The organism is Neolewinella lacunae (assembly GCF_014349155.1).
In the GTDB taxonomy this organism is placed as follows: Bacteria; Bacteroidota; Bacteroidia; order Chitinophagales; family Saprospiraceae; genus Neolewinella; species Neolewinella lacunae.
On sequence record NZ_JACSIT010000069.1, the window covers coordinates 1 to 26,676 of the forward strand.

Here is a 26,676-nt window from a genome sequence, read left to right on the forward strand (position 1 = left end):
GCTACTCTCCCTACACAAGTTTATTCGTTAAAACATCGCATATTTACCTCATGGAGATTCGTTTAAAAAAAGATTTGACAAGATCAGCTCGCTGATCCGTCTGAGCCTGACATGCGTTGTAAACCGCTTCGGCTCGAACAAGGCCGAGCAAGTAGCCACAGAACGGTTTATGAACAATGAAAATGTCACGCTGGAAGACTTGGGAGAGTTACTCTCAGCACCTTGTCACTTGCAAGACTTGGATCATGTCGTGTTGGTTCAAGACACCACGCAGTACAACTTCGAGGCACACCGAGGGCGGTTTTCGGCGGATGATGCCGATATTGGCGTTCTGGGGGATAACCGTTCGCTGGGTCTGTTCGTGCATCCGACCTTGGGCTTCGATGAGGCAACGGGGATTCCGTTTGGGATTACCGACTTAGCAATCTACCAGTTGCCAGAGGATCGGGAACTGAAAGCAAACAGGGGTTATACCAAGCAGCCCATCACCGAAAAGCATTCTTACCGTTGGATCAAGTCAATAGAGGATAGTGTGGCCAAGATGCCAAAGGTGAAAAACTTTACAGCCATTGCTGACCGGGAAGCCGATATGTATGAGCTCTTCGCCCACCCCTTTGATAGCCGGGTTAAGTTGTTGATCAGAAGTGCACAAAACCGTAAATTAGCCAATGGACAGTTGCTTCATGCCTATCTGGACGACCAGCCCTGGCAAGGGGAGTACGAGTTGGAAATCAAGGGCAATAAAAAACGGTGCGACCGCACCGCCCAGATGACCATCAGGTGGTCAACTGTAGAAGTTGTTTGTCCTTCTAGTTTACATCGGCTGAAAAAAGATCATCCAGCTACAATTTCCATACAGGCCATAGAAGTCAAAGAGATAGAAGCGGGGGAAAGGGCCGAAGGGGAAGAACCTCTCCACTGGTATCTGTACACTACTCATGAGGTAACAAACTTGGTGCAGGCACTTCAAGCTGTCGAGTGGTACGTCAAGCGTTGGTGGATAGAGGACTTCTTTCGCCTCACTAAAAGTCAGGGGTTCGAGCTGGAGAAAAGTCAATTTAGTAGTGGAATGGCACTCAAACGACTAATCTACTTGGTTTACGGGGAGGCAATCAAGGTGCTGGCGTTGCGACAAGGTCGAACACTAACCGTTTCAGATAGTGCCAGGCTCGTCTTTGATAATGTAGAACTCCTCTTGCTAAAAGCATTGCTCCCTAAACTGGAAGGACGTACGGCTAGCCAGGCCAACCAGAACCCTACCAATAGTATTGCTTGGGCTGTATGGATTATCGCCCGACTAGGAGGCTGGACACCAAGAAACATCAACGTGAGACCCCCAGGCGTGATCACATTGCTTAGCGGGCTAAAGATTTTCAAGCAACGACTCGAAGGGTTTAAATTGATCTACAGTCAAATATCACCCTAATTTCTAATGATTTTTGCCCCAAAACTTGTGTAGGGAGAGTAGCCCACATGGGGAGGGGACGGGGGAGGGGTCTTACAACCCACTGGAAATCCATATTAGGACTCTAGAAGCCTCCATTGAAAAGTAACTGGTCCATTTCCCTCAATTCACACACAAGTAGACATAGCCCCGCCCCCACTCTTTGAACGGATATTCTTGCAAGGGCTCAACCTCACGTTAAGTACAGCAGTGCTTACTGTACCTCCAGCCGTACGATGCCTTCGCCTTCGACGCTGGCGTAGATGTAGTCATCGGGGCCCATGCGGACGTCGCGGACGCGGCCGAGGTTATTGATCAGTTTTTGTTCGCCGACGACTTCTTTGCCGTTGAGTTGAACGTGTTGCAGGCGCATGAATTTCAGGCTGCCGACGAGCAGATCGCCCTTCCAGCCCGGGTACCGGTCTCCGGTGACGAAGGCCATGCCGCTGGGGGCGATGCTCGGTACCCAGTAGTGCAGGGGTTGCTCCATGCCATCCTGGGCTACCTTATCGGTAAACTGGGTACCGTTGTAGTTGATGCCGTAGGAAATGACGGGCCAGCCGTAGTTTTTGCCTTTTTCGATGATGTTGATTTCGTCGCCGCCGCGGGGGCCGTGCTCGGTTTCCCAGAGTTCACCCGTTTCGGGGTGGAAGGTGAGGCTTTGGGGGTTGCGGTGGCCGTAGGAGAAGATGGCGGTTTTGGCCTTGGGATAATCGACGAAGGGGTTATCGGCGGGGATGGAGCCATCGGCGGCGATGCGGTAAACTTTGCCGCCGTCGCGGGTGGTATCCTGGGGGTTGTTGTCGCGGTCGCCGCGGTCGCCGATGGTGAAGTAGAGGTGCCCGTCGTTCGGTCCCCAGGCCAGGCGGCTGCCGTAGTGTTGGCCCTTGTCGGTTTTATCGTCCATTGCGTAGAGGACGGTGAAGTTTTCGAGGGCCGTGGCGTCGTCGCTGAGGCGGCCACGGCCAACGGCGGTAGCGGCTACGCCACTGTCATTGGCACCGGGCATGGAATAGGAGAGGTAGACCAGGCGGTTGTTGGCGAAGTCGCGGTCCAAAAGGACGTCCATCAAACCGCCCTGGCCGTGGTCGCGGACGGTGGGTACACCGCTGCCTACCGGGGTGGCCTGGCCCTGTTCGTTGATGACCAGGAGTTTCCCGGCTTTATCGGTGGCCAGGATACGGCCGTCGGGAAGCCAGCAGAAGCCCCAGATGATGTCTTCGTAGGTGAATACCGTCACGGGCTGGATGGCGCTGGGGGTGAGGATCATACCGCCGTCGGCAGCGGCGCTCGCCCGGTCGGGGCCATCGGCGGAGGCAGAGACGGTGGTTTCCGTGGGGCCACTGCAGGCGGCGAGGAAGAAGAGGAAGAAAAGGAGGGATAAAATGCGCATGCTCTTGGAGTGTGGTGGTGGGGGCCAGTAGTGCCCTGATGTCAAGATACGCTGCTTTCGGCATTTAGTTCGCCGGAAAGGGAAGAAAGGCAGTAACGGCTTTGGCAACTTACCCCCGGCTCGGCCGTCGCGTCACCGAAAAGTCATAAGCAGCAGACCCACTGACGGTTCATCGGTGAAAAACGACTGTTCGCCGAAATCTCCTTGCACCTGCGGCCGCGCCCACCCCTTTTTTGCAGCAAATTAAAGTTTTTTGCCGTGACCCACCAGGAAATCCAGCACATCAGCCACCGTTTTTACCCCGAATACCGCCCCTATGCGCTCACGCTGACGCGGGACGAAGAGCAAGCTGCCGATTTGCTGCAGGAGGCCATCTACCTGATTTTGAAAAACCACGAGCGTTTTACGCGGGGTACCAACCTCCAGGCCTGGGTCAAGACCATCATCCGCAACGTATTCATCACGGGTTACCGCAAGGGCAAGCGCCGGCAGGAGATCACCGATGAGCAGCCGCTGGCCAGCAACTGGTCGAACCAGATCAGCACCCCCAACCCGGCGGAGAGCAGCCTAGGCGCCGAGGAAATTATGGCCCAGGTAGAGTCTTTGCCCGAGATTTACCGCCGCGCCTTCCTCCTGCACTTCAATGGCCTGAAGTACAAAGACATCGCCACGCTGACGGAAGTCCCCATCGGCACGGCCAAAAGCCGGGTGTGGACGGCACGGAACATGCTGCGCGAGAAAATTGCGCGGTAGGATTGAAAATGATGGACCTTTTTTGAGCCATTGGGTTTTTGCCTGCTGCGCAGACTTTTTTTGAACCAATAAGGCAGTAAGGGCAATGAGGGGCACTAACCCCTGCCGGGGTCAGGGAGAAGGAGTCGACCTTTATTCCTTTCCCCTTTACTCCTTTCCCCCTTTACTCCTTTCCCCCTTTACTCCTTTCCCCCCTTACTCCCTTACTCAGCGGCGCAGTACCTTTGCCTTCCCTACAAGTAAAGGCCAATGTCTGCAAGAATACTCATTATTGGTGCCGGACGCTCTTCGTCGGCGCTGATCAATTACGCGCTGCAAAAAAGTACGGAACTCGGCTGGTCGGTGACCGTTGCTGATGCCGACCCCTCGGCGGCTGCGGCTAAAATTAAAGACCACCCCCGGGGGCACGCTGCCTGGCTGGACGTGACGAAGACGAACGACCGCCGGGACCTCATTGACCGGGCCGACATTGTCGTTTCCCTCCTCCCCGCACACCTGCACATTGAGGTGGCACAGGACTGCATCCGCCTCAAAAAGCACCTCATCACGGCCAGTTACGTCAGCCAGGAACTCTACCGGCTGGGCGACGAGGCCCGCAACCGCGAGTTGATTTTCATGGGCGAGATGGGCCTCGACCCCGGCATTGACCACATGACGGCGATGCAGCGGATCAACGAAATCCGGGAAAAGGGCGGGAAGATCACGGCATTTTATTCCTTCACCGGCGGCCTGGTGGCACCGGAGAACAACGACAACCCCTGGGGCTATAAATTCACCTGGAACCCCCGCAACGTCGTACTGGCGGGCCAGGGTACCGCCCAGTACCTCTACAACGGCAAGCTCAAGTTTCTGCCCTACCAGCGCCTGTTCCGGACGACCTGGGACGTAGAGGTGCCGGGCCTGGGCAAGTTCGAGGCCTACGCCAACCGCGATAGCCTCCTCTACCGCCACCAGTATGGCTTGCACGATATCCCCACCATCCTGCGCGGCACCCTCCGCTACCCCGGCTTCTGCGCCGCCTGGAGCGCCCTGGTGCGCATCGGCCTGACCAACGCCGACTTCCCGATTCTGGACAGCGACAAGATCACCTATCACGAGCTAATGGAGGCCCTCGCACCTTCGGGCCCCGGCTCGGTCAGGGACCGCATCGCGCAGATGCTCAAAATCGACGTCAATGGCGAAGCCATGGAGCGCCTCAACTGGCTCGGGCTCTTCCGCAAGAAAAAGATCAACCTGCCCGACGCCACCCCGGCCCTGATCCTGGAAGACCTCCTCCTGGAAAAGTGGAAACTGGGCCCGAAAGACAAAGACCTCATCGTGATGCAGCACCAGATCGAATACGAGCTGGACGGCAAAAAATACCGTGACGTTTCCAACCTGACGATGAAGGGCGAGAACGCAGAAGACACAGCCATGTCGCGCCTGGTTGGCTTGCCGATGGGCATCTTCACCCGCCTCATCAGCCAGGGCATGATCAAAGCTACGGGCGTCCACATCCCCACCATGCGGGAGGTGTACGAACCGGTTTTGGAAGAAATGAAGGAGTATGGGATGGAGTTGACCCACGAGACCCAGCTCATTTAAGGGGAGGTTGAGCCCTTGCAATAATCACAAATAATTGGTCTTCAATAGCCTTTAGGAGGCAGAGGACTATAGTTCTGTAGTTTTGTAGTTCTGTAGTGGACAATACCTTACTACCGAACTATAAAACTACAGTACTAAAAAACCATTGCGATCTAAGCATCTGAAAATCAGCGAATATCTACGTCGCATACCTCCAACCTGACGTTACTCAGGGGTCTCCCTTGGCGTTCGCTGCTCTCACTGGCTTTATTGCTCTTTCCCTATGTCTAAATCCCTCATCCGTGCCGGTCAGTTTGCGCAAGTTGCCCGGCAGGCTGCCCTGATCGGTGTGGCGCTGGTGCTGCCGCGGCTGGGGATAGGTCGGGAGGTGATCGGGCAGTGGGAAAGTTTGTTGTTCTTGGGCTACATCATCAGTTTTGGGTGGCTGACGGGCTTGCTGCAGGGCTACTTGCTCAACGTGCGGCTGACGCGGCCCGCCGAAGCCCAGCAGTTTTCTCGGCTGGCCATCGGTGGGGTGGCGGGTTTTTCCGCCTTGCTGTTGTTGGTCGCCGCCGCGTTACATGAGCCCCTATTCCGCTTGTTGCGGCTGGGGGAAGCTCCGCCGGGGTGGGGATACTTCTTTCTATTTTTGCTAGCGCAGTGGCCCGGCCTTTTCTTCGAGCAGGTGCTGGTCGTGCGGGGGAAGGCAAGCGCACTGGCGGTATTTAGCGGGCTTTCCGCGCTGGGCTTGGCCTTGTCCATTCTGGTCCCGCTTTATTACGGAGCTAATTTGGTGCAGGCGCTTTTGGTCCTTGCCGTCTTCTCCGGCGGCAAGGGCTTCGTCTTATTGCTGTGGTGGCTGAGGGATGCCTGGCAGCAACAGCAAATACCCCAACAGCAGCCCGGGCGCTTGGAAAAGCATGACCCGGGTTTGTTAAAATCCTGGCTCACCACCAGCTATTCCCTCATCCTTTATGCGTCCGCAGGCACCCTCGTTACAGCCTTCGACCCCTGGTTCGTGAATTACTGGTATGCGGGAGACGAAGCGATATTTGCCATCTTCCGCTACGGCGCGCGCGAGCTGCCGCTGCTGGCCGCCGTGGTCAATGGAACGATGGTCGTCGTCCTGCCGCGGCTGACGGAAGACATTTCGGCGGGCCTCGACCTGCTGAAAAGCAGTTCCCGCCGCCTTTTTCACTGGGTGTTTAGCGGAGCCATCTTGCTGATGCTCAGCTCCCCCTGGTGGTGGACCATCGTTTTTACGGAGGTGTTCGCAGACAGTTTGCCCCTTTTCCGGGTGTACCTGTTCCTAGTCGTGAGTAGGTTGTTGTTCCCCATGCCCGTTGTTTTGGCCTTTGGGTTCACGCGCCGGCTTTATCTCTTCAGCTTGTCGGAGTTGGTGAGTAATATTATTTTGTCGCTAATCTTGGTGCCTTTTATGGGGTTGATGGGGGTAGTCGTTTCTACTGTGATCGCCGACATCCTGAACAAGGTTGTGCTCATCGTTTACCTCAAAATAAAAGCGGAGATTTCCTTATCCAGGTATGTGGATGTGAGGACTTTTGCGGTTTATTCCCTGCTCTTGATGGTGGCCTACGTCCTTTTCTGAGACGACATACTTGCCGATTTTAGGTCCTTGTCTAAAACATAAATCAACCGCGCTGGCTTATTGATCAGCCTATTGGCCAGTTTATCGATTGCTCCCCAAATGCTAAAAGGCAGGTATTTTAAAAATTTGTGGGTCCTTAAAAAAAGAAGCCCTTTGTTCGACATGGTAAATGCACGAACGGATACTCCAGGGATCGCCTTTACTACGTGGTCAATGGAATCTTCCCGGAAAGAATGGATGTGCGCGTGGAGGGGCGTGGAGCGGTTGCAATGTATGCACAGCGAATACTGCAGCTTTTCGTTGTAGGGGGTAGAAATGATGGCGCGCCCTCCTTTTTTAAGTGCGTTGGTAATATTACTCAGGTAGGAAGCGGTGTCTGGGACGTGTTCAATTACTTCTGAGGAAATGATCAAATCAAAAGACTCCCGCTGAAAGGGCAAGGCCAAGACATCCCCCTTGACGCCGTAGTGCGTAGGGGAAGGATTGTCTTTCAAAACCCGCTGGATATTGTCCAACGAAATGTCAAAGGAAACAATAGGCTTGCCGCGCTTGGCGAAGTGTTGGGCCACCCAGCCGTTTCCGCAGCCAATGTCCAGAACGGATTCCACGCTGCTGGGGACTTTGCTTAAAATGAATTCGTGCAGCCGCCGGTTTTCGTGCACCGTGGCAGGGTCCTCCGGGGTTTGGAAATAATCAAACACCCGGGCGTCTTTTTCGTAATGGTCTACGTAATGGAATACCGAACCCTGGGCGCTGTGGATGGCGGAGGGAGCTTCCGCCCTGGTTTCGTCCATCATGATTGGGATTTGGTCCACCACCTTGTAAGCCCTTGTCGCTCCTTCGCTTAAGCAAATGAACTGTTGCAGGCTGGGATTAAACTCCAGCGGCAACCTGTCCTTAGGGCAAACCAAAATACTGTGCAGGCTAAATGACATCAAAAATGGATTAATTAATTTCCGAAGGAAGCTGTCCTTATCTTTCTAACACACATTCATAACCTTGCCCCTTACTTCCCCCCCTGGTTTTCTAAAATCAGAAAAGCCGGTAGGGTATCCACCGCGCTACCCTGGGGCACTACGCCGTCGGGCAGGTAGGTGGCAAAGTTGCCGATGAGAAGGTCCGAATCGCCGTCCTGGTCCACGTCTCCCTGGTCCATGGTCAAAAAGTGGAGGTGATCGGCCTTGCGGAAACCCGCGGGTCGGAAGGCGTAGTTGCCCAGCAGGCTCCAGGTGTGCTCCAGGTAAACAAAACTGTGGGTTGGCCGCAGGTGATCGGGCACGAAGTAGGCCAGTGCGGCGAGGTCAATGTCGCCATCGCCGTCGAAGTCAGCAGCCTCCACGTTGTAAGCCCCGTCGAAGTGGAAGAAAAAGGCCTCGCTGAAATTTCCAGCACCATCGTTTTCGTAGATCCGGATGCCGTGGTAAGTCTTGGGGAAAGGAGGGTAGTCGAAATTGTCACCGTTGGTGCACACCAGGTCGGGGTGGCCGTCCCCGTTCAGGTCGGCAATCTCCAGGTCCGAAGAGCCGTAGCTGGGCGGGAAGCGCAGCACCACCTTGGTCTCCGTGGTTCCCGGCCGCGATAGAAAGGCCACCACCGCTTCATCTCCCTGCCCAAACAGCGCCACGAGGTCTTCCCAGCCATCCCCGTCCAGGTCCACCCTTTTCAGCCGGATGGCCCCGGAGCGTTGGCGGAGGCTCCGGACGAATTGCCAATTCCCGCCCGGCCCCGGCAGGTAGACATTGAGCCCACCGGCCATGTTGCCAAATTCCGCCACAATCAATTCTTCCGTCCCGTCGCGGTCCAGGTCTATTCGCAGCATTTCTACCGGGCGCGCCAGGCTATCGAGCAGCACCAGCGTACTGTCTTTCCCTGGCTGCAGGACCTGCCCCCGGGGCAAATCGTTGGGAATGAGGCTGCCCATGGTCAGCACCCGCCCGTTACCCAGGTCGATGTCCGAAGGTGCCGAGCCCATGCGCTCCGAACTAAGCAGTTTTCCTTGTCCGCTGAAGGTCCGCAGCCGACCGCCCTGCTGCCCCGCCGCGCCAACCACGATCTGCCCCCGCCCGGCATCAAATTTGATGAGGGTAGTGTAGGGCGCGTCACTTTCCTCCGCACCGGCGTAGATGGGCCGCACGGTAAATTGTTGCATTTTACGGACGGGCTGGGGATCGGGCGTCAGCGGCGCAGTCTCGGGGGCTGCCGTCAGGTAGTATTCCTGGAGCAGCGCCCAGTCCGCCGAGTCAATCGTGGCTTCCACGGGGTAAAGCGGGGCCAAAAAGCGGCTGGTCTTGCCGTCCACGAGGTAGTGACTGCGGCCGAGCACGGTGCCGTACTGGCCCAGGAAGGCACCCATCTTGGGCAAAATCTAGTCTTTCCAGATGTGGACGGGCAGGTCTCCCGGGTCGGGCACCAGGTGGCAATTCCCGCAGTAGCTTTCGGCCAGGGCCGCGCCGGGGTGGGGTGGGGGTGCAGGGCGTTCCGCACAGCGGCTCGCAATGAGCAACAGCAGCCCGGCCATGCCCAGCAGCACCAGGCCTTGCCGCCATGTACCGGCCCGCCGCCCGGCTTGCCTATCCAAAAGCATTGAATCCCGTCACGTCCATCCCCGTAATGAGGAGGTGGATATCGTGGGTGCCTTCGTAGGTGACTACCGACTCGAGGTTGGCCATGTGCCGCATGATGGGGTATTCGCTGGTGATGCCCATGCCGCCGTGGATTTGGCGGGCTTCGCGGGCTACCTGCAGGGCCATGTTGACGTTGTTGCGCTTGCCCATCGAGATCTGGGCTGGCGTAGCCTCACCGCGGTTGGCCAGCGTGCCGAGCCGCCAGGCCAGGAGTTGGGCCTTGGAGATTTCCGTGATCATCTCGGCCAGTTTCTTCTGCGTCAGCTGGAAGCTGCCGATGGGCTTATCAAACTGCACCCGTTCCTGGCTGTAGCGCAGGGCCGAGTCGTAGCAATCCAGCGCTGCCCCAATGGCTCCCCAGGCGATGCCGTAGCGGGCTTTGCTCAGGCAGCTCAGCGGGCCACGGAGGCTGTTGACGTCGGGAAAAACGTTTTCTTTCGGTACGCGCACGTCTTCAAAGACGAGCTCGCCGGTAACGGAAGCCCGCAGGCTCCACTTGCCGTGGATTTCGGGGGCGCTGAAGCCTTTCCAGCCCGCTTCCACCACCATGCCGCGCACCTTGCCCTCTTCGTCTTTGGCCCAAACTACGGCCAGGTCGGCCACGGGACTGTTGGTGATCCACATCTTTGCGCCGTTGAGGATGTAGGCATCGCCGTCGTCCACCACGTTGGTAAGCATGGAGCCGGGATTCGAGCCCGCGTCGGGCTCCGTCAGGCCGAAGCAACCGATGAATTCGCCGCTGCCCAGCTTGGGGAGGTACTTTTTCTTGGTGGCTTCGCTGGCGTATTTGTAGATGGGGTACATCACCAGGCTGCCCTGCACGGAGGCCATCGAGCGGATGCCGCTATCGCCGCGTTCCAGTTCCTGCATGATCACGCCGTAGGCAATCTCGTCCATTCCCCCGCCGCCGTATTCGACGGGCAGGCTGGGGCCGAAAGCACCAATCTCGGCCAGCCCCTTGAAGAGGTGGGTGGGGCATTTGCCGCGCATCGCCGCGTCTTCAATGATGGGGCTCACCTCGCTCTTCACCCAGTCGCGCACCGCCGCGCGGGCCATCTTATGGTCGTCTTCCAGCAGGTCATCCACGCCCAGGTAGTCGTGGTACTGAAAGCGGTCTTCGCGGGCGGATTGGTGAAAGTCGGCCTTCGTAGTGACTTCCCGCAGGTTGGTGGTGGTGGGCATGATAACTTAGTTTGGATGGGCAAAGATACGCAACCAGCGGCATCGTGGAGCGACCTCTTCACCATCGTTTTGTCAAGGGAAGCCAGGTTTTTGCTTAGCGTTACGGTGCTTTGGGCGCGGCCGCAGGTGCCGGGGAAGCGTTCGGGAAGCCGGGGAAGCGAGGTCCCCATTTCCGGCAGAGGAGCAGGGGAGGTTCCTTAACGCAGCTCCCTGCCCAGCATCCCCAGCAGTTCCTCCACCGCGGCGATGCTTTGGTCATAAGCGTCAACGGTGGATTCCAGACTGATGCTTTCGTAGAGTGCCTGGTTGTACAATTGGTTCATCGGGCCGAAATCCTCCTCCAGCCGCACCGATGCGTCAATCACCCGGACCCGGAAATCAAGGTGCTGCACTGCGTAGGGGAGGATGAAATTGTTGCGGAAGGTGTTGACGTCCTCGTTGTTTAATTCCAGGCTCTCAAAGCTGTTGCTGTACAGTTCGATCAGGCCCGTTACCAGAGAATCGTTGCGGAGTAGCTCCAGGTCTCCCGTGCTCTTCAAGGAAATGAAGGTCGCATCGGAAGGGCGGAAACGGACCGCCACGAGCAGCTGCTGAAAGCCCTGGATTACCTTGGTGATGTTTTCCCCGGAACCAGCCGCTTGGAGGGCGGCCGTCATTTCCTTGGCCGCCTGCAGTTGCCCGGCCCGCTGCTGCCGCTCGGAGCTGAGTTGGCTCAAATCCCTTTGCAGGTCGTACTCAATTTTCTGGAGGTAGAAGTTTTCCTTGCGCCGGTCTTGCCCTTGCTGGAAAAGGTTGCTTATCCAGATCGAGACCAGCACACCGATGATGATGATGACTATTTCCAGCACCATTTCCCAAAACCAGTGGCGCGGCTTCATGGCCGGTCCCGGCAAACGTTTCGAAAACATAGTGGTATTTTGGCTAAAGTTAGCCCTTCTCCTCTGAAACAAAACCACACCTGCCGTGCCGGCGTTGCCTGTGGGCAAAAGCCCCCATCCTGCCATGCCCACCCACCGTATCCACTACGCCGTTTTCTCCAGCGCTGCCGACTTGCCGGCACCCGACCAGGAGTTGCTGGCGGCGGCCACGGCAGCTTTGGGCCACAGCTATTCGCCGTACTCCAACTTCAAGGTCGCCGCCGCCGCCCGCCTCGAAGATGGAACGGTTGTGACGGGCTGGAACACGGAAAATGCGAGTTACCCCATGTGCCTTTGCGCCGAGCCCGCCACCCTGGCTGCCGCCGCCAGCCTGCGCCCGGGCATGGCCGTGGTGAGCATGGCCATCACCGTGAAGTCTGCCCAACAGGTGGTAGGCAGTCCCGCCAGCCCCTGTGGTGCCTGCCGGCAACAATTGCTCGAACACGAAACCCGCTTCGGCAAACCCATGCAACTCATCCTGCGGGGAGAAACCGGCCCCGTCTACGTATTTGCATCGGCCGGCGAACTCCTCCCTTTTGGCTTTTCGGGCGCAATGCTCTGAGCCCCGGCAGCCTTACTTCAGAATTACGAGCTTCTCCAGCTCGCCGTCGATGACGTTAACGCCGTCGCCGCGCAACCTTACCTGGTAGAGGTACACCCCGCGGGCCAGTTGGTCTCCGTACTCATCCAGGCCGTCCCACTCAATGCAATCATCGCGGCGCACCGTGCCATCACTGAAGGGGAAGGCCTTGGTGAGGGTTTTAACCAGCCGGCCATTGACGGTATAGATCTGCACAATGGCCTCCACCTCCTGTCCCACCAGGGTATGGTCGAACTGGAAGCAGGTACGATCGGTGAAGGGGTTGGGGTAGTTCAAAACCCGTTCTAAGGCGTCGCGGGCGTTGGCAGCTACGATGAACTCAGTCTTGCCCTGGGCGCTGTTGTTGGCCACGTCCCAGGCCCGGACGGTGACGGTGTGCAAGCCCGGGGCAAGATCGAACAGCGGATAACGCACTTTTCCGCGCCGGAAATCGTCGGCTTCGGCTTCGTAATATTCATTGAGGACGATGCTGTTGCGGGTGTCTTCGTCGAGGATGGCTTCCAGGTCGTGGCCAATGCTGCTGCCCGTAACGTTGATGCCCAGGTCGTCCGTGAGGTTCACCAACAACAGGGGGTCTTTGTCGGTTTGCCCGCCCGCCACGAAGTCTTCAGAATCGATGAACACTTCGACGGTGGGGCCCTCGTCGTCAGCAATGTCGTTGGGGTTCGTACCCCCAATGATGAGGCGGTCGTAAAATCCCGAAGCGTCGATGCGCTGGCTCAGGTCGGCGGCGTAGTAGCTGATTTTGCCGGTTCCGAAGGCGTAGTTGATGTCGCGGGGCACCACAAATTCAAAACTGAACTTGCCTCCCGTTACCGTAGCCCGCCCCCGGAAAACGATGCTGCGCTGCACGGAGATGTCGATGGGCGGACTCGTTGCATCCTGGGCCAGCGTGGTCACCGTCTGCGGTTTATCGTAAATGGTTGGGAAAACCTGGCCGTTGAAATTGGTCAGGAGGTTGCCTTCCAGGTCGGTGACTTCCCCGCTGATTTTCATCTTCTGGAGGGCGCGCACGGTGTCCTGCCGGCTTTCTTCCACGGGCAGGTCGTCAATCTGGGTGGTCCGGACGGAAAAAGTAGGAAAAGCAATCGTGGTGGCCGGGTCGCCCAGCAGGGTAAACTTGCGGGCGTTCTCCGTTGCACTGCTCAGGATGCTGCTGTTGGTGGGAGAGGAGATCTGGTTTTTGGCGATGCGGATAACGTCTCCCAAACTCCGCCAGTTGCCGTCGGGGCGGTCGAGCATGGCCTGGACGGTGTTGTTGGTCAGGGTAAAGTTCCGATTGGCAAAGACGGGGCGGGTGGTGGTCAGCAGCGCCACCACGCCGCCGTTGGGGGTGAGGAGCGCTTCTTCGCCGGCGGAGACGAAGGTAGCGTCGTCATAATTCGAAAAGGTACAGGTGGCCGTAATGAACACGGGCGGCTGGATGGGGTCTGGAGAGTTGGCCGGCCGCGTCCAGTTCCGGATCTGGGGGATGGTCAGCACGCGTTCCTGGGCCCAGCCGCGCGGGCCACCGTGGCCGAGGTAGGTCACGGCCAGCGCACCCCGGAAGATGGCCCGGTCGAGACCTTCCGTGATGTCGGGGAAACGATCGCCAGCGGAGAGGCTTTCCTGGGGGAAGAGGTCGAAGTAGAGCTTATCAAAGTTGAGGTCGGGTTTGCGTTCGGCGACGGAGTTGGCAACAGTATTGACGTCGCGGGTGTGTACACCGCCGTCTTCATCGTCGCCCACGAAGGTCATGCGGTTGCGCCAGTCGCCCAAAGTGCTGGGGTCGGTGTCGTAGCGGATGAGTTTGCGGACCACCTGCACCGCCTCGTCGCTGGTTTTAACGGGCAGCCGGCCTACCGAGACGCTCAGATCGGGCTCCAGCGGCTGGCCATTGCTGGCGGGCGTGAAGATGCCGAAGAAGTCGTCCGAAGGGAAACTGCCCACCTCGGTAGGCTCGCCATCGTGCTGGTAGGTGGGGATGTAGGCGGTGCCCAGCTCCAGCACATTGCGGTGGTCGAAGCTGCCATCGCCAAAAAGCAAGAGATAGCGCAGGGTAGGGGAGCGCTCGAAGACCATCCGGGCAAAGTTGCGGATGGCAGCGGCATCGTCGCGCCCGCTGCTGAATTCGTTGTAGATCTGCTCGGTCGTTACCAGCACCGTGTTCAGGCCGTTGTGGCTGCGGCGGTGTTCGGCCAGCTCGGTGGCCTGCACGAGGAAGTCGGGGTGCACCACGATGAGCATATCGGCCCCGGTGATGGCGTGCAGGTTTTGGTTTTCTACCCGCTTGCCACCCGTGGGCGCCAGCAAGGTCGCGCCGCTGCGGAAGGCGACGTACTCAAATACCTGCCCGCCCGCCGGGGCGCTGAAGCTGCCGTTGCTGACGCTGGCCTGGCGAATATCCGCACCGTCAATGCGCCACACCCGGCCGTCGGCGGGGAAATCACTGAAACTGTAAGTCACCGTAGCCTGAGCGCTGGAGCGGGTATCCCGAAAATCAAACTGGCTCAGGTTGCCAAAACTGAGTTGCCGGCGGGCGCGGAGCTCGATCCAGTCCAGCCAGGCTTCGCTGTTGCCCGCGTTGCCCGGGAAGGGATAGTCGATGGTGGGGCTGAAGTCGGGGCCATTGATGGGGACTTCCCCGACGATGGTAGCGGGATAGTAGGCGTCAAACTGTTCCTGGCGGCCGAAGCGGACGGTGCTGCCCTGGCTGCTCTGCAGGCGCTGCCCGTTGACGTCGATGAAAAAGCGGCTGCTCGCGTCGGTCCGCAGGGCCATGCGGGCCCGGAGTTCGGCCGGCTCACCGGGCACGGCCGCCGGAATGGTGAAGAGGGCAGGGTAGGTCTTTTCCCGGGCCACCTTAAAAAAATCGCCAAACCAACTCTGCCCAGAGCCATGGGAATTGCCCCCGATTTCGTTCAGGACGTTGAAGCGGTCTTCTTCAAAACGGTAAAGGGCGTCGTAACTGGTGGTGCTGCTACCGCCCGAGGCAGCGGACAAGTCACTGATCCGGCGGCCACGGCTGGTGCCGAGGCGGAGGAAATAGGTATTGGTGGTGGCGTAGATGTTTTTGACGGTCTCAAAGCGATCCTGGGCCGCATGGTAGGTGCGGGCGTCGGGGCCGTGGGCGTGAAAGAGCAGGAAGTCGTTACCATCGAAGCTGCCATCGGCCTCCCCCTCGATGAAGATGGGCAGCTCGGTGAGGTCATCGGGGAAGGCTTCGTTGACGGTTTCGGGCAGCTTGCCGGTGCCGGGATGACCGAAGAGGGCAATGTTGCGGGGGTCGATGCCGCTGAGGTTGACGCCGAGCTGGTCAGTCAGGAAGGACCGCGTGACTTTGTGGACGCCCCCCTGCGCTACGGTGAGCTTAAACCAGGTGCCGGATTGGAGGACGGAATTGGTGGCGAATTCCATCCGCGGGCGGGCGGCGGCAGCGGCGGGGACGATCCGAATGTCCAGAGACACGAGGCGTTGGGGTCCCGTAGGGGTTTGGATGATGGCCGGTGCGGAGACCTTGCCGAGGTAACCTTCCGGCTGCCGGCTCACGCTGGTGGTGAAACTGAACTCCGTCGGGAATGGTCCCGCCCCAGCGGGGGCTGCGAAGGGCTCGAACCGGGAGGAAATGACCTCCACGGCGTAGCTGCGGCCCGGAGCGGCGGGGAAGGTCCGCAGGTAAGTGGGCTGGGCGCTGACGTCCCCTGCATTCCGTGAGGCGACATCCACCGCACCTGCGGCCGCGCCCATACTGGCCACGGTGGTGAACGAAAATTCCACCTGCCGCAGGCCTTCCCACTCCACGGTAACGGGGTCGGGGCTCCACCGCAACTCGTCTTGCAGGCGGAGTTGGGCGGCAAGCGGAGCAAACAAAACGGTCAGCAGGAATAGTAAAAAGTACTGGCGCATAATTAACGGGGGAGGGGCAAGGGTAAGATACAATGGCCGGGGGAAAACGTTGTCTTCCGGGCCGCAATTGCTGCTTTTGTTGGTGGTTTAAGTCCGGTTGCCGACGGCCTCAGGGCGCAGCGGTAGTGGGCGCGGCCGCAGGTGCCGGGGAAAGTGGACGGGGCAAGGATTGGCCGCACGAGGAAATCTGGGTGGCTGGAAGTACAAGTGGGCGTTATCTCTCCCAAAATGTCCGCAATTGCCCAAAAGGACAAATATCGGCCGGCCGCATTTTGCCAAATCAAGGTGCCAGGCTTAGCTTTAGGCATTCCCAGAAAGTCTCCCATGCCCCGTAGGTCCCTATTTACCCTGTTGTTGTTGGCGCTGGCCGTGCCCGCGGCCGCCCAGGATGCGGTTTTCTCCCAGTTTTACGCAGCGCCCCTGCGGCTCAACCCCGCGCTGGTGGGCATCGGCTCCGCCCCGCGCCTGAGCCTGAACTACCGCGCCCAGCACACGGCCTACCCCAGCGCCTTCACCACGATGGCCGCAGCCTATGAACAGCCCATTGAGGGGACCAACTCGAGTTTTGGTGTGCGCCTCCTTTCCGATCGGCAACTGGAGGGCGTCTACCAAAACACCGAAGCGGCCATAGTATATGGTTATGATGTGCAGTTCAACCGCGACCTCCACGCCCGCATTGGCCTGGCGGCGGGCATCCTGAGTACCGCCCTGGATTTTCAGCGCCTGACCTTCGGGGATGTCCTGGACCCCGTAGTGGGGGCCAACGGGGCCACCATGGAAGCCCTGGCGAGTGCCTCCAAAACTTCGGCGGACCTGGGCGTAGGCGTCGTCCTCTACGGCAAGCAGTACTACGGGGGCGTCAGCTTCGAGCACCTGAACCGCCCCGACGAAAGCCTCATTGAGCTGAACGACAACCTCTACGCCGGCCGGCCCCAACGGATGACGATCACCGGCGGCGCGCAGTTCGACGTAAAGCGCTACAGCAACCCCCGGCGGCCTTCCTACATCACGCCCAATTTCCTGTACACCTCCCAGGCCCAGTTCCGGCAACTCAACCTGGGGACTTACTTCGGCTACGGCCCACTGGCCATCGGCGGCTGGTACCGCCACGCCTTCGGGAATGCCGATGGCTTCATCGCCGCAGTAGCTTTCCGGCAGGACGTACTTAAGGTGGGCTTCAGTTACGACGCCGTGGTATCTCAGCTGCGCACGGTGCCGGGCGGACTGGGCGCAACCTTTGAAGTGTCGCTGACCATCGATATGGCCGGCAGCCGTGAACTGCAACGGAAAAGGAATGCAGACCGCTATAACGATTGTTTTGGCATGTTTCGCTAAACTGCGTGTTGGCCCGTGAAATTGCGAAGAATTGTTCGTTAAATTTTATGTTTGTTAAAAAATATAAAAAAACAAATAAACACAAAAAAATTAACGTCCACAATTTGCTTAAATTGAGGCAAAAACGCCCGAATGTGGATAAAATGTTCGCATTTTAACTACACTGTTGATAACTTTTTCTATCCTAAACTATCAACATTAGTTTCCGGACTATACTTTAGCGGATGTGAACCAGGGCATTTGGCCCAAAAGTTCATGGGAACTAGACAATGGCCAGCTGTGAAGAGGCATGGGATTGAATACGTGGAAAACCAATTGGGTTTACGCCGTTGTCATTTTTTGACTAAGTTTCTGAATATATGAGACGCGAAAAATTCGTCTTTAATCACCAGTCATTACAGTACGATCGGGTTGTAGAACCACTCCGTTACACGATACTAAGAATTGCTGCTTTTTGCTGTGCGGTTGGCCTGACGGCGTTCATGATGATGTTCATCGTCCACCGGTACCTGCCCAGCCCATCGGAGCGCCTGTTGATTCAGGAAAACGACATCCTCCGCAGCCAAATCGAAAATGCTGGCAAGGAGCTGACTGAAATGTCGGCAGTCCTCAACAACATCCAGGAACGCGATGCTGCGGCCCACCGGATCGTCTTCGGCATGGACCCCATCGACCAGGACGTATGGCAGGGCGGCCGCGGTGGCCACGATGCGTACACCGACCTCCGGGAGTTGCCCCGCAGCGGGGAGCACATCGCCACCCTCAAGCAGGAACTGGATCGCTTCAAGTACCAGCTCGACCTCCAAAGCCGCTCCCTGGATTCCATCACCGTAATGGCTACCCAGAAGGAAGAGATGCTGGCCTCCATCCCCAGCATCAAACCCATCCGCAGCGATCGCTACAACCGCCACATCGATAACCTTTCCGGTTTCGGTTACCGGGTTCACCCCGTCTACAAGGTGAAGAAGATGCACTACGGCATCGACTTCAACTGCGCCAAAGGCACACCCATCCAGGCCTCCGGGAAAGGAAAAGTGGTTTGGGCGGGAGACAAAGGCCACTACGGCAAGTGCGTCATCATCGACCATGGTTTTGGGTATGAGACCCTCTACGCCCACATGAGCGAAATCAAGGTGAAAAACGGTGCCCTGATTGAGCGTGGAGAAACCATCGGAAAAGTAGGCAGTACCGGCCTGAGTACCGGCGATCACCTGCACTACGAAGTACACCTCAATGGCGTCCAGGTAGACCCCATTCAGTACTGCTACGACGGTCTGACTACGGCGGAGTACGCCGAGCTGGTCCGCGCATCTCAACAATCGAACCAAAGCTTTGACTCTCACTAAATTCTGGTAGTGTCTCCGTCCTGCGTCAGGCCCCTGGCCGCTAAGGCTGGCTGGAGACACACCCACTTTGTGAGCACCTTGAATCAATTGCGATTCAAACTACACTCAAAACGCTTTCGGGGCGGGCGCTAGGCGTCCGCCCCTTTTTTCTTCCCCCCTCCACGCTTTGCTATGTCCCGCTCTTCTTGCCTGCTGCTGCTCGGTCTGCTGCTCGGTGCCTGCGCAACGGATGATCCGCCGCCCGGTGCCGGCGTATACTACTGGAAGGCAAACTGGGCTTTTACAGCCGCTGACCGGACTCTGGCCCAACGCGTCGGCTTTGAGCGGCTCTACCTGCGGCTGTTTGACCTCGACTGGGACCCCGGCAGCCAAAGCACCCAGCCCCGGGGCCCCGTGGAACTCCCGGCCGACCTCGTCAACGTAGCGGAGCTGGAACTCACGCCGGTGGTATTCATCGTCAATCGCGTCTTTACCTACGACCCTGACCCCGTGGCACTGGCGGCAAAAACCGCAGCGGGCATCCAAAAATTCTCCGCTGCCCATCCTGAACTTGCGCGGGCTACGGAGTGGCAGATCGACTGCGACTGGACGCCAAGCACCCGCGATGCCTACTTCAGCTTTCTGCGGGAACTGCAAAAACAACGCCCCGGACTCCACCTCAGCGTCACGGTCCGCCTCCATCAGTACCGGGAAAGGGAAGAAAACGGCATTCCGCCCGTTGCTTCCGGCCTGCTCATGTGCTACAACTTCCTGCCCGTAGGAGACCCCCATAGCGCGAACGCCATTTTTGACCTGGCCCTGCTGCGGGGCTACCTCAAAGCCCCGCCCTATCCCCTCCCGCTCGACGCCGCCCTGCCCCTTTTCGAGTGGGGGGCCGCCTTCCGCAACGAAGAACTGGTGGGCCTGGTCGATGCACCGGTGGGCACCGAAAATTACCTGCTGCCAACCGCCCCGGGCCGCTACCTGCTGCGGCGGGATACGACCCTGGCGGGTACTTTTCTGCGCGCCGGCGATGCCCTGCGCTACGACGGTCCGCAGGATCACGCCACCCTCCTGGAAGCTACCGCGCTGCTGCGGCAAAAGGCGGAAATCCGGAGTCTGCTGTTCTTCGACTGGCAGCCGGAATTGATCGAAAAGTACCGGGTGCCGGAGTTGATAAGCACCTTTGCGGCCACCGAAAAATAATCTTGCCGGCTGGCCTAACAGCTACTCCCCCGCTTGCCTTACTTTTAGGCCTTATTCCCAAAAATTATGCGCACTTCCTCCCTGCTGACGCTTGGCCTCCTGCTTTTTGCCTCCTTTTTCGTCCGCCCCCTGGCCGCCTGTGGCTACTACGTGCTGGGGGAACAATACCGCATCGCCCTGCTCAATCCCTACGTCGCAGGCAGCGAGTATTCGGCTTTTTTCTACTCTTCAGAACAGCTCAATCACTGGGAAAACGCACAAGATGGGCGCGACCGCAGGAGCAATGTGGAGGACTGGGCAAGGGAACTCGGCGGCGGTGTGACGGGAGACGACGTAATGCGCATCCTCTACGGTACCCGCCTGCCCGACTGGCAAGCCGCTGCCGCCGGCCGCCCCGGCGAAGCATTCCAGAATAACCCCGCCTGGGTAGCCATCCAGCGTCGCCCCGACTTGCTCAACTACGCCCTGTGGGCCAAAGGCTACGAAGTCCCCCACCGCGTCTACAACTGGTGGGACGAACCCGAAGAAGAAGCCGAAGACACCACCGATTACCCCGCCCTTGCCCTGGCCGGTTACGAAAAAGCCAAAGACGGCACCTTCCTCAAAGCACGCTACGCCTACCAGCTCCTCCTGCTGGCTTACTACGCTGACGATGCCGCCAGTATGGAGACCTACTTCAATCGCCACTTCAAAAACCAGCCGGGGGTACTGGCCGATTGGGCGCGCTTCCACTTCGCTGGCCAATGGAATGAGGAAGGACGCTACGTGGTAGAAATGGCTAACGCCTTCCGGGCCGTTCCCGAAAAAGCCATCGCCGCCCACCAGCGTACGCCCGATCAGCTGGATCCCCGCGATTACCTCGCCGCCACCCGCAACGACGCCGAACGCGCCAACCTCTACGCCCTGGCCGCCCTCAAGCGCAAGGGCCCGGCCCTGGAATACCTCCGCGAAGCTTACCGCCTGGATCCTTCTAACCCCGTACTGGCGCTGCTGGCCGTCCGCGAAGTCAATAAGCTGGAAGACTGGCTGCTGAGCTACCGCCTGACGGGCATCGGCCCCGCAGTGTCCAATTTCTCCGATCCCGAGTGGGGAGAAAATTACGAGGCTGAACGGGACAAGTTGCGGGCAGAAAGCGAAGTCCGCGACCGGGCCTACGTGAAAGAAGTCCGGGCCTTTTTCGCCCAGCTGAATACCCCGGATCCGCGCCTCGCCGACGTCCTGCGCGGCCAACTGGCGCTGCTCGATGAAGACTACGATGCCGCGCTGAAACACGTCCGAAGAACCGAGCAACGCGACGATGCCCTCGGCTTTCAGGTCAGCATCATCCGCTACCTCGCCTCCATCCAGAGCCCGCGCCTCAGCCAGAGCGAAAAGGATAAGTACCTTGCCGAGAACCTTCCCATGCTGCTGGAGCACCTCAAGCCCGCCACCGCAGAGGAGAATGATTACTGGGAAGCGAACCCCGAGCACAACCGTGCTGCCGCCCTGGCCCGTATTGCCGCCGAGCAGTACGCCGCCGCCGGAGATACCGTGACGGCCTACTTCCTGCACCTGCGTTCCCTCGATCTTCCCATCGGCTACGAATGGGCCTCCGAGTACTACGCCCTGATCGATTACCTGGACCGGCCCATTACCGACCAAACCATGCGTCGGGTCATCCAGTACGCCGCCGGCGAGGGGCCGAAGAACGCCCTGACCCGCTTCCTCAACCCCGAGGCCCAGGTAGACCCCAACGCCCTGCGCGACCTGGCCGGTACGCTGGCCCTGCGCCGCAACGACCTGGCTACCGCCCTGGAACATTTCAGCGCCATCCCCGCCGATTGGTACGCCACCAACTACGCTTTTGCCGAGTACCTGAAAACCTCACCGCTCAGCGACGTGGTGAAACCCTCGGCGAAGTTCCCGGGCAAAGCGGAGCTTATCCGCCAGCTGCTGACCCTGCAGGCCAACGTGGATAAACCCAGCGACGCCGGTGCCGCCGCCTGCCTGTCCCTGGCCAAAGCCTGGTACAACATGAGTCAGTTTGGCCCCGCCTGGATGATGCTCCGCTATGGCAAGTCCTCAACTCCAGCGGACAAGGTCCGGCCCTGGCCCGGCAGTTCCGAGATGCACGCTGCCGTACCGCATACGCCGGCCGACTTCGCCCTGGTCTACGAAGCCAGCCGCGTGGATGAATACCTGGATTGCGCCGAAGCCACGGCGAAAAACCCGGAGCTGGCCGCCGAGATCGCCTTCGTGCGGGCGGCAGTGGGCTTCTCCCGGTGGCAGCGCGCTACCGAGTTGGAAAACGGTTACTGGTATTACGACGCCGACGGAAAACTGGCCGCTAAACAAAAAGCACAATACCGCGCCAGCTTCGCGCCCGTGGCCCGAAAATTTGCCAAAACCGACTTCTTCCAACGAACCCTGCGGCAGTGTTCCTGGGTGAAGGCGGTGATGTAGGGGATATTGCTTTTCTCCTTGTTCCTTACCTGGCACCTGCGCCCGCGCCCTTATTCCCCTTCCCCCAACCGAATACAAACCCGCATCCCCGGCCGCCACGGCTGCGGCATCTCCTCGGGAAGGGGAAGGCGCAACTCCTCACCGCCCACCCGCACCAGCAGCCAGGCCCGACCGTCTTCCCGCTGGATGGCGAGCACCTCGGCGGCCAGGGCCAAATCCTCCCCGCCAGCGAAAAAAACGGCCGGCGGACCCGCATCCCGCAAGGTGCCCTGCTCGAGGACCAACACGCGGCTGGCCAGCGCCTGGATTTCCGCCGGATCGTGGGACACCAGCAAAGCGGTAAAGCCCCGCTGCCGGTGTATCTCCGCCAGGTAAGTCTGGAGGTTACCGCGCAAGTCGGTATCCAAGGCGGCCAGCGGCTCATCGAGCAGCAGCAGGGACGGAGCCGGAACGAGCGCCCGCGCCAAGGCCACCCGCTGCCGCTGCCCCCCGGAGAGCTGGGCCGGCCGGAGATGCCGCAACTGGCCAAGCTCCACCACTTCGAGCAACTCGGCGACGGCGGCGGCCGACTGCCCTTTGCGCAGGGCGTAGCGCAGGTTGTCCTCCACACTAAGGTGCGGGAAAAGGGCATAGTCCTGAAAAACGAAGCCGATGCCCCGGTGGCGCGGGGGGAGATTAATGCCCCTGGCCCCGTCGAACCAGGTGGTGCCGCCCACCCGGAGGCTGCCAGCGTCGGGTTGCAACAGGCCCGCCAACATGCGCAGCGTCGAGGTTTTGCCCGCACCGGAACGACCGTAGAGCGCCACGAACTCGCCCGCCCCCAGCTGGAAATCCAGGCGGAGGTCGAGCACGCCACCCGCCCCACTGAGTTGCTTCTGAAGTTGGGCCTCGATCAAAGCGAAGGTCGTTTACGGAAAGCCGTGGTGATGGGGCTGGCTCCGGTGCCATTGACCCAGTAGACGGCCAGCAGAATGGCAAAACAAACGACGAAAAGCACCAAAGAATAGGCATTGGCCGCCGGATAATTGAGGGCCTCTACTTCGTCGTAAATAGCAATGGAGGCCACCCGGGTCTTGCCCGGCAGGTTGCCGCCGATCATCAGGACAACGCCGAACTCGCCAATCGTGTGGGCGAAAGACAGCACCGTGCCCGTCAGCAGCGCCGGCCGGATGTTGGGCAATTGGATGCGCAAAAGGGTGGTCCAGGCCGACTTCCCCAGCAGCGCCGAAGCTTCGGCCAACGACGGCGGCAGGCCCGCCAGGCCCGCCTGGACGGGATGCACCATAAACGGCAAACTATAAATGACCGAAGCAGCCACCAGTCCGCCAAACGAAAAGACGAGCCGCAGGCCCAGCCACGCATCGATCCAGCCGCCGAAGCTGCCGTTGGGACTAAACGCCAGCAAAAAGTAAAAGCCGATCACCGTAGGGGGCAGCACCAGCGGCATACTGACGAGTGCTTCTACGGCCGCCTTCCAGCGCGAGCGGGTGTGGGCCAGCCAGTAGGCCAGCGGCAGCGCCAACACCAGCAGCACCGCCGTGGTGGCCAGGGCCAGTTGGAAAGTAAGCAGAAGGGGTTGCCAGCTCATCACTCGGTCAAATATCCGAATTCTGTGAGGATTCGTCGGCCAGTAGGTGTGAACAGGTAATCGCGGAAGCGCTCCGCCCCCGGTTTTACCTCGCCCTCCCGCCGCAAAACCACCACCTGCTGCCGCAGGGCCGGGTACGTATCGGCGGGTAACAGGACCCACCGCACCGGCTCCGTCCGCTCCAGCTCCCGCACAATGGAGAGGGCCGTGAAGCCCATTTCCGCCGCGCCGGAGGTGACGAACTGACTGGCCTGGGCGATGCTTTCCCCGAAGACGAGTTTGCTCCGCAGGGTATCGGCCAGGTCCGCCCGTTGCAGGTAGGCTACGGCCGCCGCGCCGTAGGGTGCCGTAGTGGGGTTGGCCAGGGCGACGTGTTGCACCGTGCCGTCGAGCAACCCCGCTGCGTCGAGGGAGAGGGTGGGGGAGAGCGTCCAGAGCACCAGCTGGCCCCGCGCGTAGGTTTGGGCGGGGCCGTGGGTGAGGCCCTGCCTGGCCAACTCAGCGGGGTAGCGCGCGTCGGCGGAGAGGAAGACATCGTAGGGGGCGCCAGCGACCATCTGGGCCGTCAGTTTCCCAGACGCGGCGTAGATCAGTTCACAGGGCTGGCCAGTCTCCTGGGTATAAGCGGCAGCGATTTCTTCCAGGGCGTAGCGCAGGTTGGCGGCCCCGGCAATGCGCAAGGGGGGAGGGGAGGACGGACCTGCGCAGGAAAACCACAGGGCCAGGCAAGCACAACCAAGAATACGGACGAACGGAGCAGGCATACGGAACGGGAAAAGGAGGGGAGGAGAATAAAAAAACGGCCTCCGTCAGTATGGTTGACGGAGGCCGTGATTTTTGCGCGCGTGCGCAAGGAGCACCAATGCTGGCGCTTAGTCGTTCATTTCGGCCGCGATCTCTTGCTCGATGTTGCGGTCGACCAGAATGCGGTTGCAGTGTTCGCAGATCATGACGCGCTTGCGCTGGCTGATCTCGAGCTGCTGCTGGGGCGGAATGACGTTGTAGCAGCCGCCACAGGAGTTGCGTTCCACGGTGACAACGGCCAGGCCGTTGCGGTAGGTCTTGCGGACCTTGTCGTAACCACGCAGGAGGCGCTCGGCAATGTCTTTCCGCTGCTTCTCGGAAAGCTTCCGCAGTTTCTTCTCGTCTTTTTCCGTCTTGGCGATGATGGCTTTTAGCTCGTCTTGCTTGATGGCCAGCAGGGCTTGCTTGGTCGTTTGCTTTTCCTGGGTGGCTTCCAGGGCGGCCTGCTTGGTTTCAAGCTCGCGGGCGGCGGAACCGGCCTTCTTATCGGAAAGCTGGATTTCGAGGCGCTGCATCTCGGTTTCCTTCATCAGCGCTTCGTACTCCCGGTTGTTCTTCACGTTGTTCATCTGCTCTTCGTAGCGCAGGATGAGTTGCTCCGACTCGTGGATGTTGGCGTCGTGCCGGTTGATCTCCATCTGAAGCTCCTTCACCTGGGATTCCAGGCGGGTGATGCGCGTGGCCAGGCCGGCGATCTCGTCTTCCAGGTCACGAACTTCCATCGGGAGTTCGCCTTTCAGGATTTCGATCTCGTCAATCTGACTGTCGATCTGCTGCAGGGCGTACAGCTCGCGCATTTTTTCTTCTACCGTCTTCTCAGTGACTGCTGCCATGCGTCTGGGGGGGATAATTTTGTGATGGTAAGCGGGGGCTTTACACGAAATAGCGAACGGGGTTGGTTATCCGTTCCGTGCAAAGGACCGCAAAGGTAGTGAATTTCTCAGTTAACAACTCCGCAAGTAATTGAGTTGTAAACTGTTCGCTTTCGTAATGGCCAATATCGCAGATGACAATCTCCCCGTCGGCGTCGAAAAACTCGTGGTACTTGTAGTCGGCCGTCACAAAAACCTGGGCACCCGCGCTTTTGGCCGTTTCCAGCAGGAAGCCTCCCGCGCCGCCGCAGAGGGCTACGGTGGCGACGGCACGGCCCAACAGGGCGGTGTGTTTGACTACGGGTGCCTCCATTTTGGCTTTCAGGTGGGCCAGGAAGGCCGTCTCGTCCATGGGCCCGGGCAGTTCCCCGACCATGCCGGAACCGACGGTGCCGTCTTCGCTTTTGGGGGCCAGGACGCGGAGGTTTTGCAGGCCCAGGCGCTGGGCGATGCGTTCGTTCACGCCCCGGTGACGGACGTTATCGAGGTTGGTATGGATCGCGTAGATGGCCACGCCTTCCCGGATGGCCCGGATGACGGTCCGCTCCACGTAGTTGCTGCCGTTGAAGCGCTTTAGCCCCCGGAAAACGATGGGGTGGTGGGCCACCACCAGGTTGCAGCCCCGGGCCTTGGCTTCCAGAATGATCTCTTCGGTGCAGTCCAGGCTGGTCAGCACCCCCGTCACCTCCGTGGCCGGGTATCCCACGATGAGGCCAGCATTATCGTACCCCTCCTGGAGGTGGGTGGGCGCGATGGATTCCAGGTAGTCGGTTATCTCCTTAATCGTCATGCAAAGGGTTTTTTTGCGCTGCGGTGTGGCCAGGGGGGCGCGGCCGCAGGTGCAAAGTACGGGATAAAGAAGCAGTGACTGGCCACCGCCGCCGGGAAAAATACCCTATCCTAACGTCAGGTTGGGGGTATGCAACGTAGCTATTCGCTGATTTTCAGGCCTTAGAGCTTGTCTAAAATTTTTAAGAACTGATAATCAATGACTTATGGTTCTGGCTAGACAAAAAATTGCGCGCATAGTGGACTACGTAAGCCATTTTTTGTGACGCCAGGTTCATAAGTGCTTGGTTATCAGGAAATAAAAATTTAGACAAGCTCTTAGATCGCAATGGTTTTGCAGTTCG

At 59.2% G+C, this 26,676-nt stretch carries 21 protein-coding genes; 9 read left to right on the top strand and 12 right to left on the bottom strand.

Annotated features, from left to right (window positions below):
* Positions 1–169 precede the first annotated feature (169 nt).
* Positions 170–1,426: an IS4 family transposase gene (locus tag H9S92_RS05540; RefSeq protein ID WP_187465081.1), complete on the top strand. Its 1,257-nt coding sequence runs from the start codon at positions 170–172 to the stop codon at positions 1,424–1,426.
* A gap of 232 nt (positions 1,427–1,658) precedes the next feature.
* On the opposite strand, the gene H9S92_RS05545 is transcribed toward H9S92_RS05540, so the two are convergent.
* Positions 1,659–2,837, bottom strand: coding sequence for a PQQ-dependent sugar dehydrogenase (locus H9S92_RS05545; protein WP_187465723.1), 1,179 nt, complete (start codon positions 2,835–2,837; stop codon positions 1,659–1,661).
* Between the two features lie 258 nt (positions 2,838–3,095).
* Here H9S92_RS05545 and H9S92_RS05550 point away from each other — a divergent pair, with 258 nt between their 5' ends.
* From H9S92_RS05550 to H9S92_RS05560, 3 genes are all read left to right on the top strand, one after another.
* Positions 3,096–3,590 carry an RNA polymerase sigma factor gene (locus H9S92_RS05550; RefSeq protein WP_187465724.1) on the top strand — a complete coding sequence of 165 codons (495 nt, stop codon included), beginning with the start codon at positions 3,096–3,098 and terminating at the stop codon, positions 3,588–3,590.
* 249 nt (positions 3,591–3,839) lie between these two features.
* Positions 3,840–5,174: a saccharopine dehydrogenase C-terminal domain-containing protein gene (locus H9S92_RS05555; RefSeq protein WP_187465725.1), complete on the top strand. Its 1,335-nt coding sequence runs from the start codon at positions 3,840–3,842 to the stop codon at positions 5,172–5,174.
* 262 nt (positions 5,175–5,436) lie between these two features.
* Complete coding sequence (locus H9S92_RS05560) at positions 5,437–6,762, top strand: MATE family efflux transporter (protein WP_187465726.1); 1,326 nt, start codon at positions 5,437–5,439, stop codon at positions 6,760–6,762.
* On the opposite strand, the gene H9S92_RS05565 is transcribed toward H9S92_RS05560, so the two are convergent.
* The 5 genes from H9S92_RS05565 to H9S92_RS05585 form a co-directional block, all read right to left on the bottom strand.
* Positions 6,747–7,463: a class I SAM-dependent methyltransferase gene (locus tag H9S92_RS05565; RefSeq protein WP_222935991.1), complete on the bottom strand. Its 717-nt coding sequence runs from the start codon at positions 7,461–7,463 to the stop codon at positions 6,747–6,749. The genes H9S92_RS05560 and H9S92_RS05565 overlap by 16 nt on opposite strands.
* 305 nt (positions 7,464–7,768) lie before the next feature.
* Positions 7,769–9,115, bottom strand: coding sequence for an FG-GAP repeat domain-containing protein (locus H9S92_RS05570; protein ID WP_246463685.1), 1,347 nt, complete (start codon positions 9,113–9,115; stop codon positions 7,769–7,771).
* A gap of 12 nt (positions 9,116–9,127) precedes the next feature.
* Complete coding sequence (locus tag H9S92_RS05575; protein ID WP_187465729.1) at positions 9,128–9,340, bottom strand: hypothetical protein; 213 nt, start codon at positions 9,338–9,340, stop codon at positions 9,128–9,130.
* Positions 9,333–10,568, bottom strand: a complete 1,236-nt coding sequence (locus H9S92_RS05580; RefSeq protein ID WP_187465730.1) for an acyl-CoA dehydrogenase family protein — start codon at positions 10,566–10,568, stop codon at positions 9,333–9,335. Before H9S92_RS05580 ends, H9S92_RS05575 begins: the two co-directional genes overlap by 8 nt.
* 197 nt (positions 10,569–10,765) lie before the next feature.
* On the bottom strand, positions 10,766–11,476 hold the full coding sequence (locus H9S92_RS05585; protein ID WP_187465731.1) for a DUF6090 family protein: 711 nt from the start codon (positions 11,474–11,476) through the stop codon (positions 10,766–10,768).
* 94 nt (positions 11,477–11,570) lie between these two features.
* On the opposite strand from H9S92_RS05585, the gene H9S92_RS05590 reads away from it, so the two are divergent.
* Positions 11,571–12,047, top strand: a complete 477-nt coding sequence (locus tag H9S92_RS05590; RefSeq protein ID WP_187465732.1) for a cytidine deaminase — start codon at positions 11,571–11,573, stop codon at positions 12,045–12,047.
* Positions 12,048–12,059: 12 nt separating this feature from the next.
* On the opposite strand, the gene porU is transcribed toward H9S92_RS05590, so the two are convergent.
* Positions 12,060–15,971 (bottom strand): type IX secretion system sortase PorU, encoded by a 3,912-nt coding sequence (gene porU / locus H9S92_RS05595; protein WP_187465733.1) that lies wholly within the window; start codon positions 15,969–15,971, stop codon positions 12,060–12,062.
* A gap of 324 nt (positions 15,972–16,295) precedes the next feature.
* Here porU and H9S92_RS05600 point away from each other — a divergent pair, with 324 nt between their 5' ends.
* The 4 genes from H9S92_RS05600 to H9S92_RS05615 all read left to right on the top strand — a co-directional run bounded on the left by H9S92_RS05600 (position 16,296) and on the right by H9S92_RS05615 (position 22,279).
* Positions 16,296–17,306, top strand: a complete 1,011-nt coding sequence (locus tag H9S92_RS05600) for a PorP/SprF family type IX secretion system membrane protein (protein ID WP_187465734.1) — start codon at positions 16,296–16,298, stop codon at positions 17,304–17,306.
* Positions 17,307–17,665: 359 nt separating this feature from the next.
* The gene (locus H9S92_RS05605; RefSeq protein ID WP_187465735.1) at positions 17,666–18,652 is read left to right on the top strand and encodes a M23 family metallopeptidase; all 987 of its coding nucleotides are present in this window, start codon (positions 17,666–17,668) and stop codon (positions 18,650–18,652) included.
* 171 nt (positions 18,653–18,823) lie between these two features.
* Positions 18,824–19,837: a hypothetical protein gene (locus tag H9S92_RS05610; RefSeq protein WP_187465736.1), complete on the top strand. Its 1,014-nt coding sequence runs from the start codon at positions 18,824–18,826 to the stop codon at positions 19,835–19,837.
* A gap of 66 nt (positions 19,838–19,903) precedes the next feature.
* Entirely contained in the window at positions 19,904–22,279 is a 2,376-nt protein-coding gene (locus H9S92_RS05615) for a hypothetical protein (RefSeq protein WP_187465737.1), read from the top strand.
* 50 nt (positions 22,280–22,329) lie between these two features.
* Here the strand turns inward: H9S92_RS05615 and H9S92_RS05620 are convergent, their stop codons facing one another.
* The 5 genes from H9S92_RS05620 to H9S92_RS05640 all read right to left on the bottom strand — a co-directional run bounded on the left by H9S92_RS05620 (position 22,330) and on the right by H9S92_RS05640 (position 26,333).
* Positions 22,330–23,175, bottom strand: coding sequence for an ATP-binding cassette domain-containing protein (locus tag H9S92_RS05620; RefSeq protein ID WP_187465738.1), 846 nt, complete (start codon positions 23,173–23,175; stop codon positions 22,330–22,332).
* Positions 23,172–23,867: a molybdate ABC transporter permease subunit gene (gene modB, locus H9S92_RS05625; protein ID WP_187465739.1), complete on the bottom strand. Its 696-nt coding sequence runs from the start codon at positions 23,865–23,867 to the stop codon at positions 23,172–23,174. Before modB ends, H9S92_RS05620 begins: the two co-directional genes overlap by 4 nt.
* Complete coding sequence (modA, locus tag H9S92_RS05630; protein ID WP_187465740.1) at positions 23,867–24,631, bottom strand: molybdate ABC transporter substrate-binding protein; 765 nt, start codon at positions 24,629–24,631, stop codon at positions 23,867–23,869. Before modA ends, modB begins: the two co-directional genes overlap by 1 nt.
* Positions 24,632–24,739: 108 nt before the next feature.
* Positions 24,740–25,504, bottom strand: coding sequence for a zinc ribbon domain-containing protein (locus tag H9S92_RS05635; protein ID WP_187465741.1), 765 nt, complete (start codon positions 25,502–25,504; stop codon positions 24,740–24,742).
* A 40-nt stretch (positions 25,505–25,544) separates the two neighbouring features.
* On the bottom strand, positions 25,545–26,333 hold the full coding sequence (locus H9S92_RS05640; protein WP_187465742.1) for a Nif3-like dinuclear metal center hexameric protein: 789 nt from the start codon (positions 26,331–26,333) through the stop codon (positions 25,545–25,547).
* Positions 26,334–26,676 lie beyond the last annotated feature (343 nt).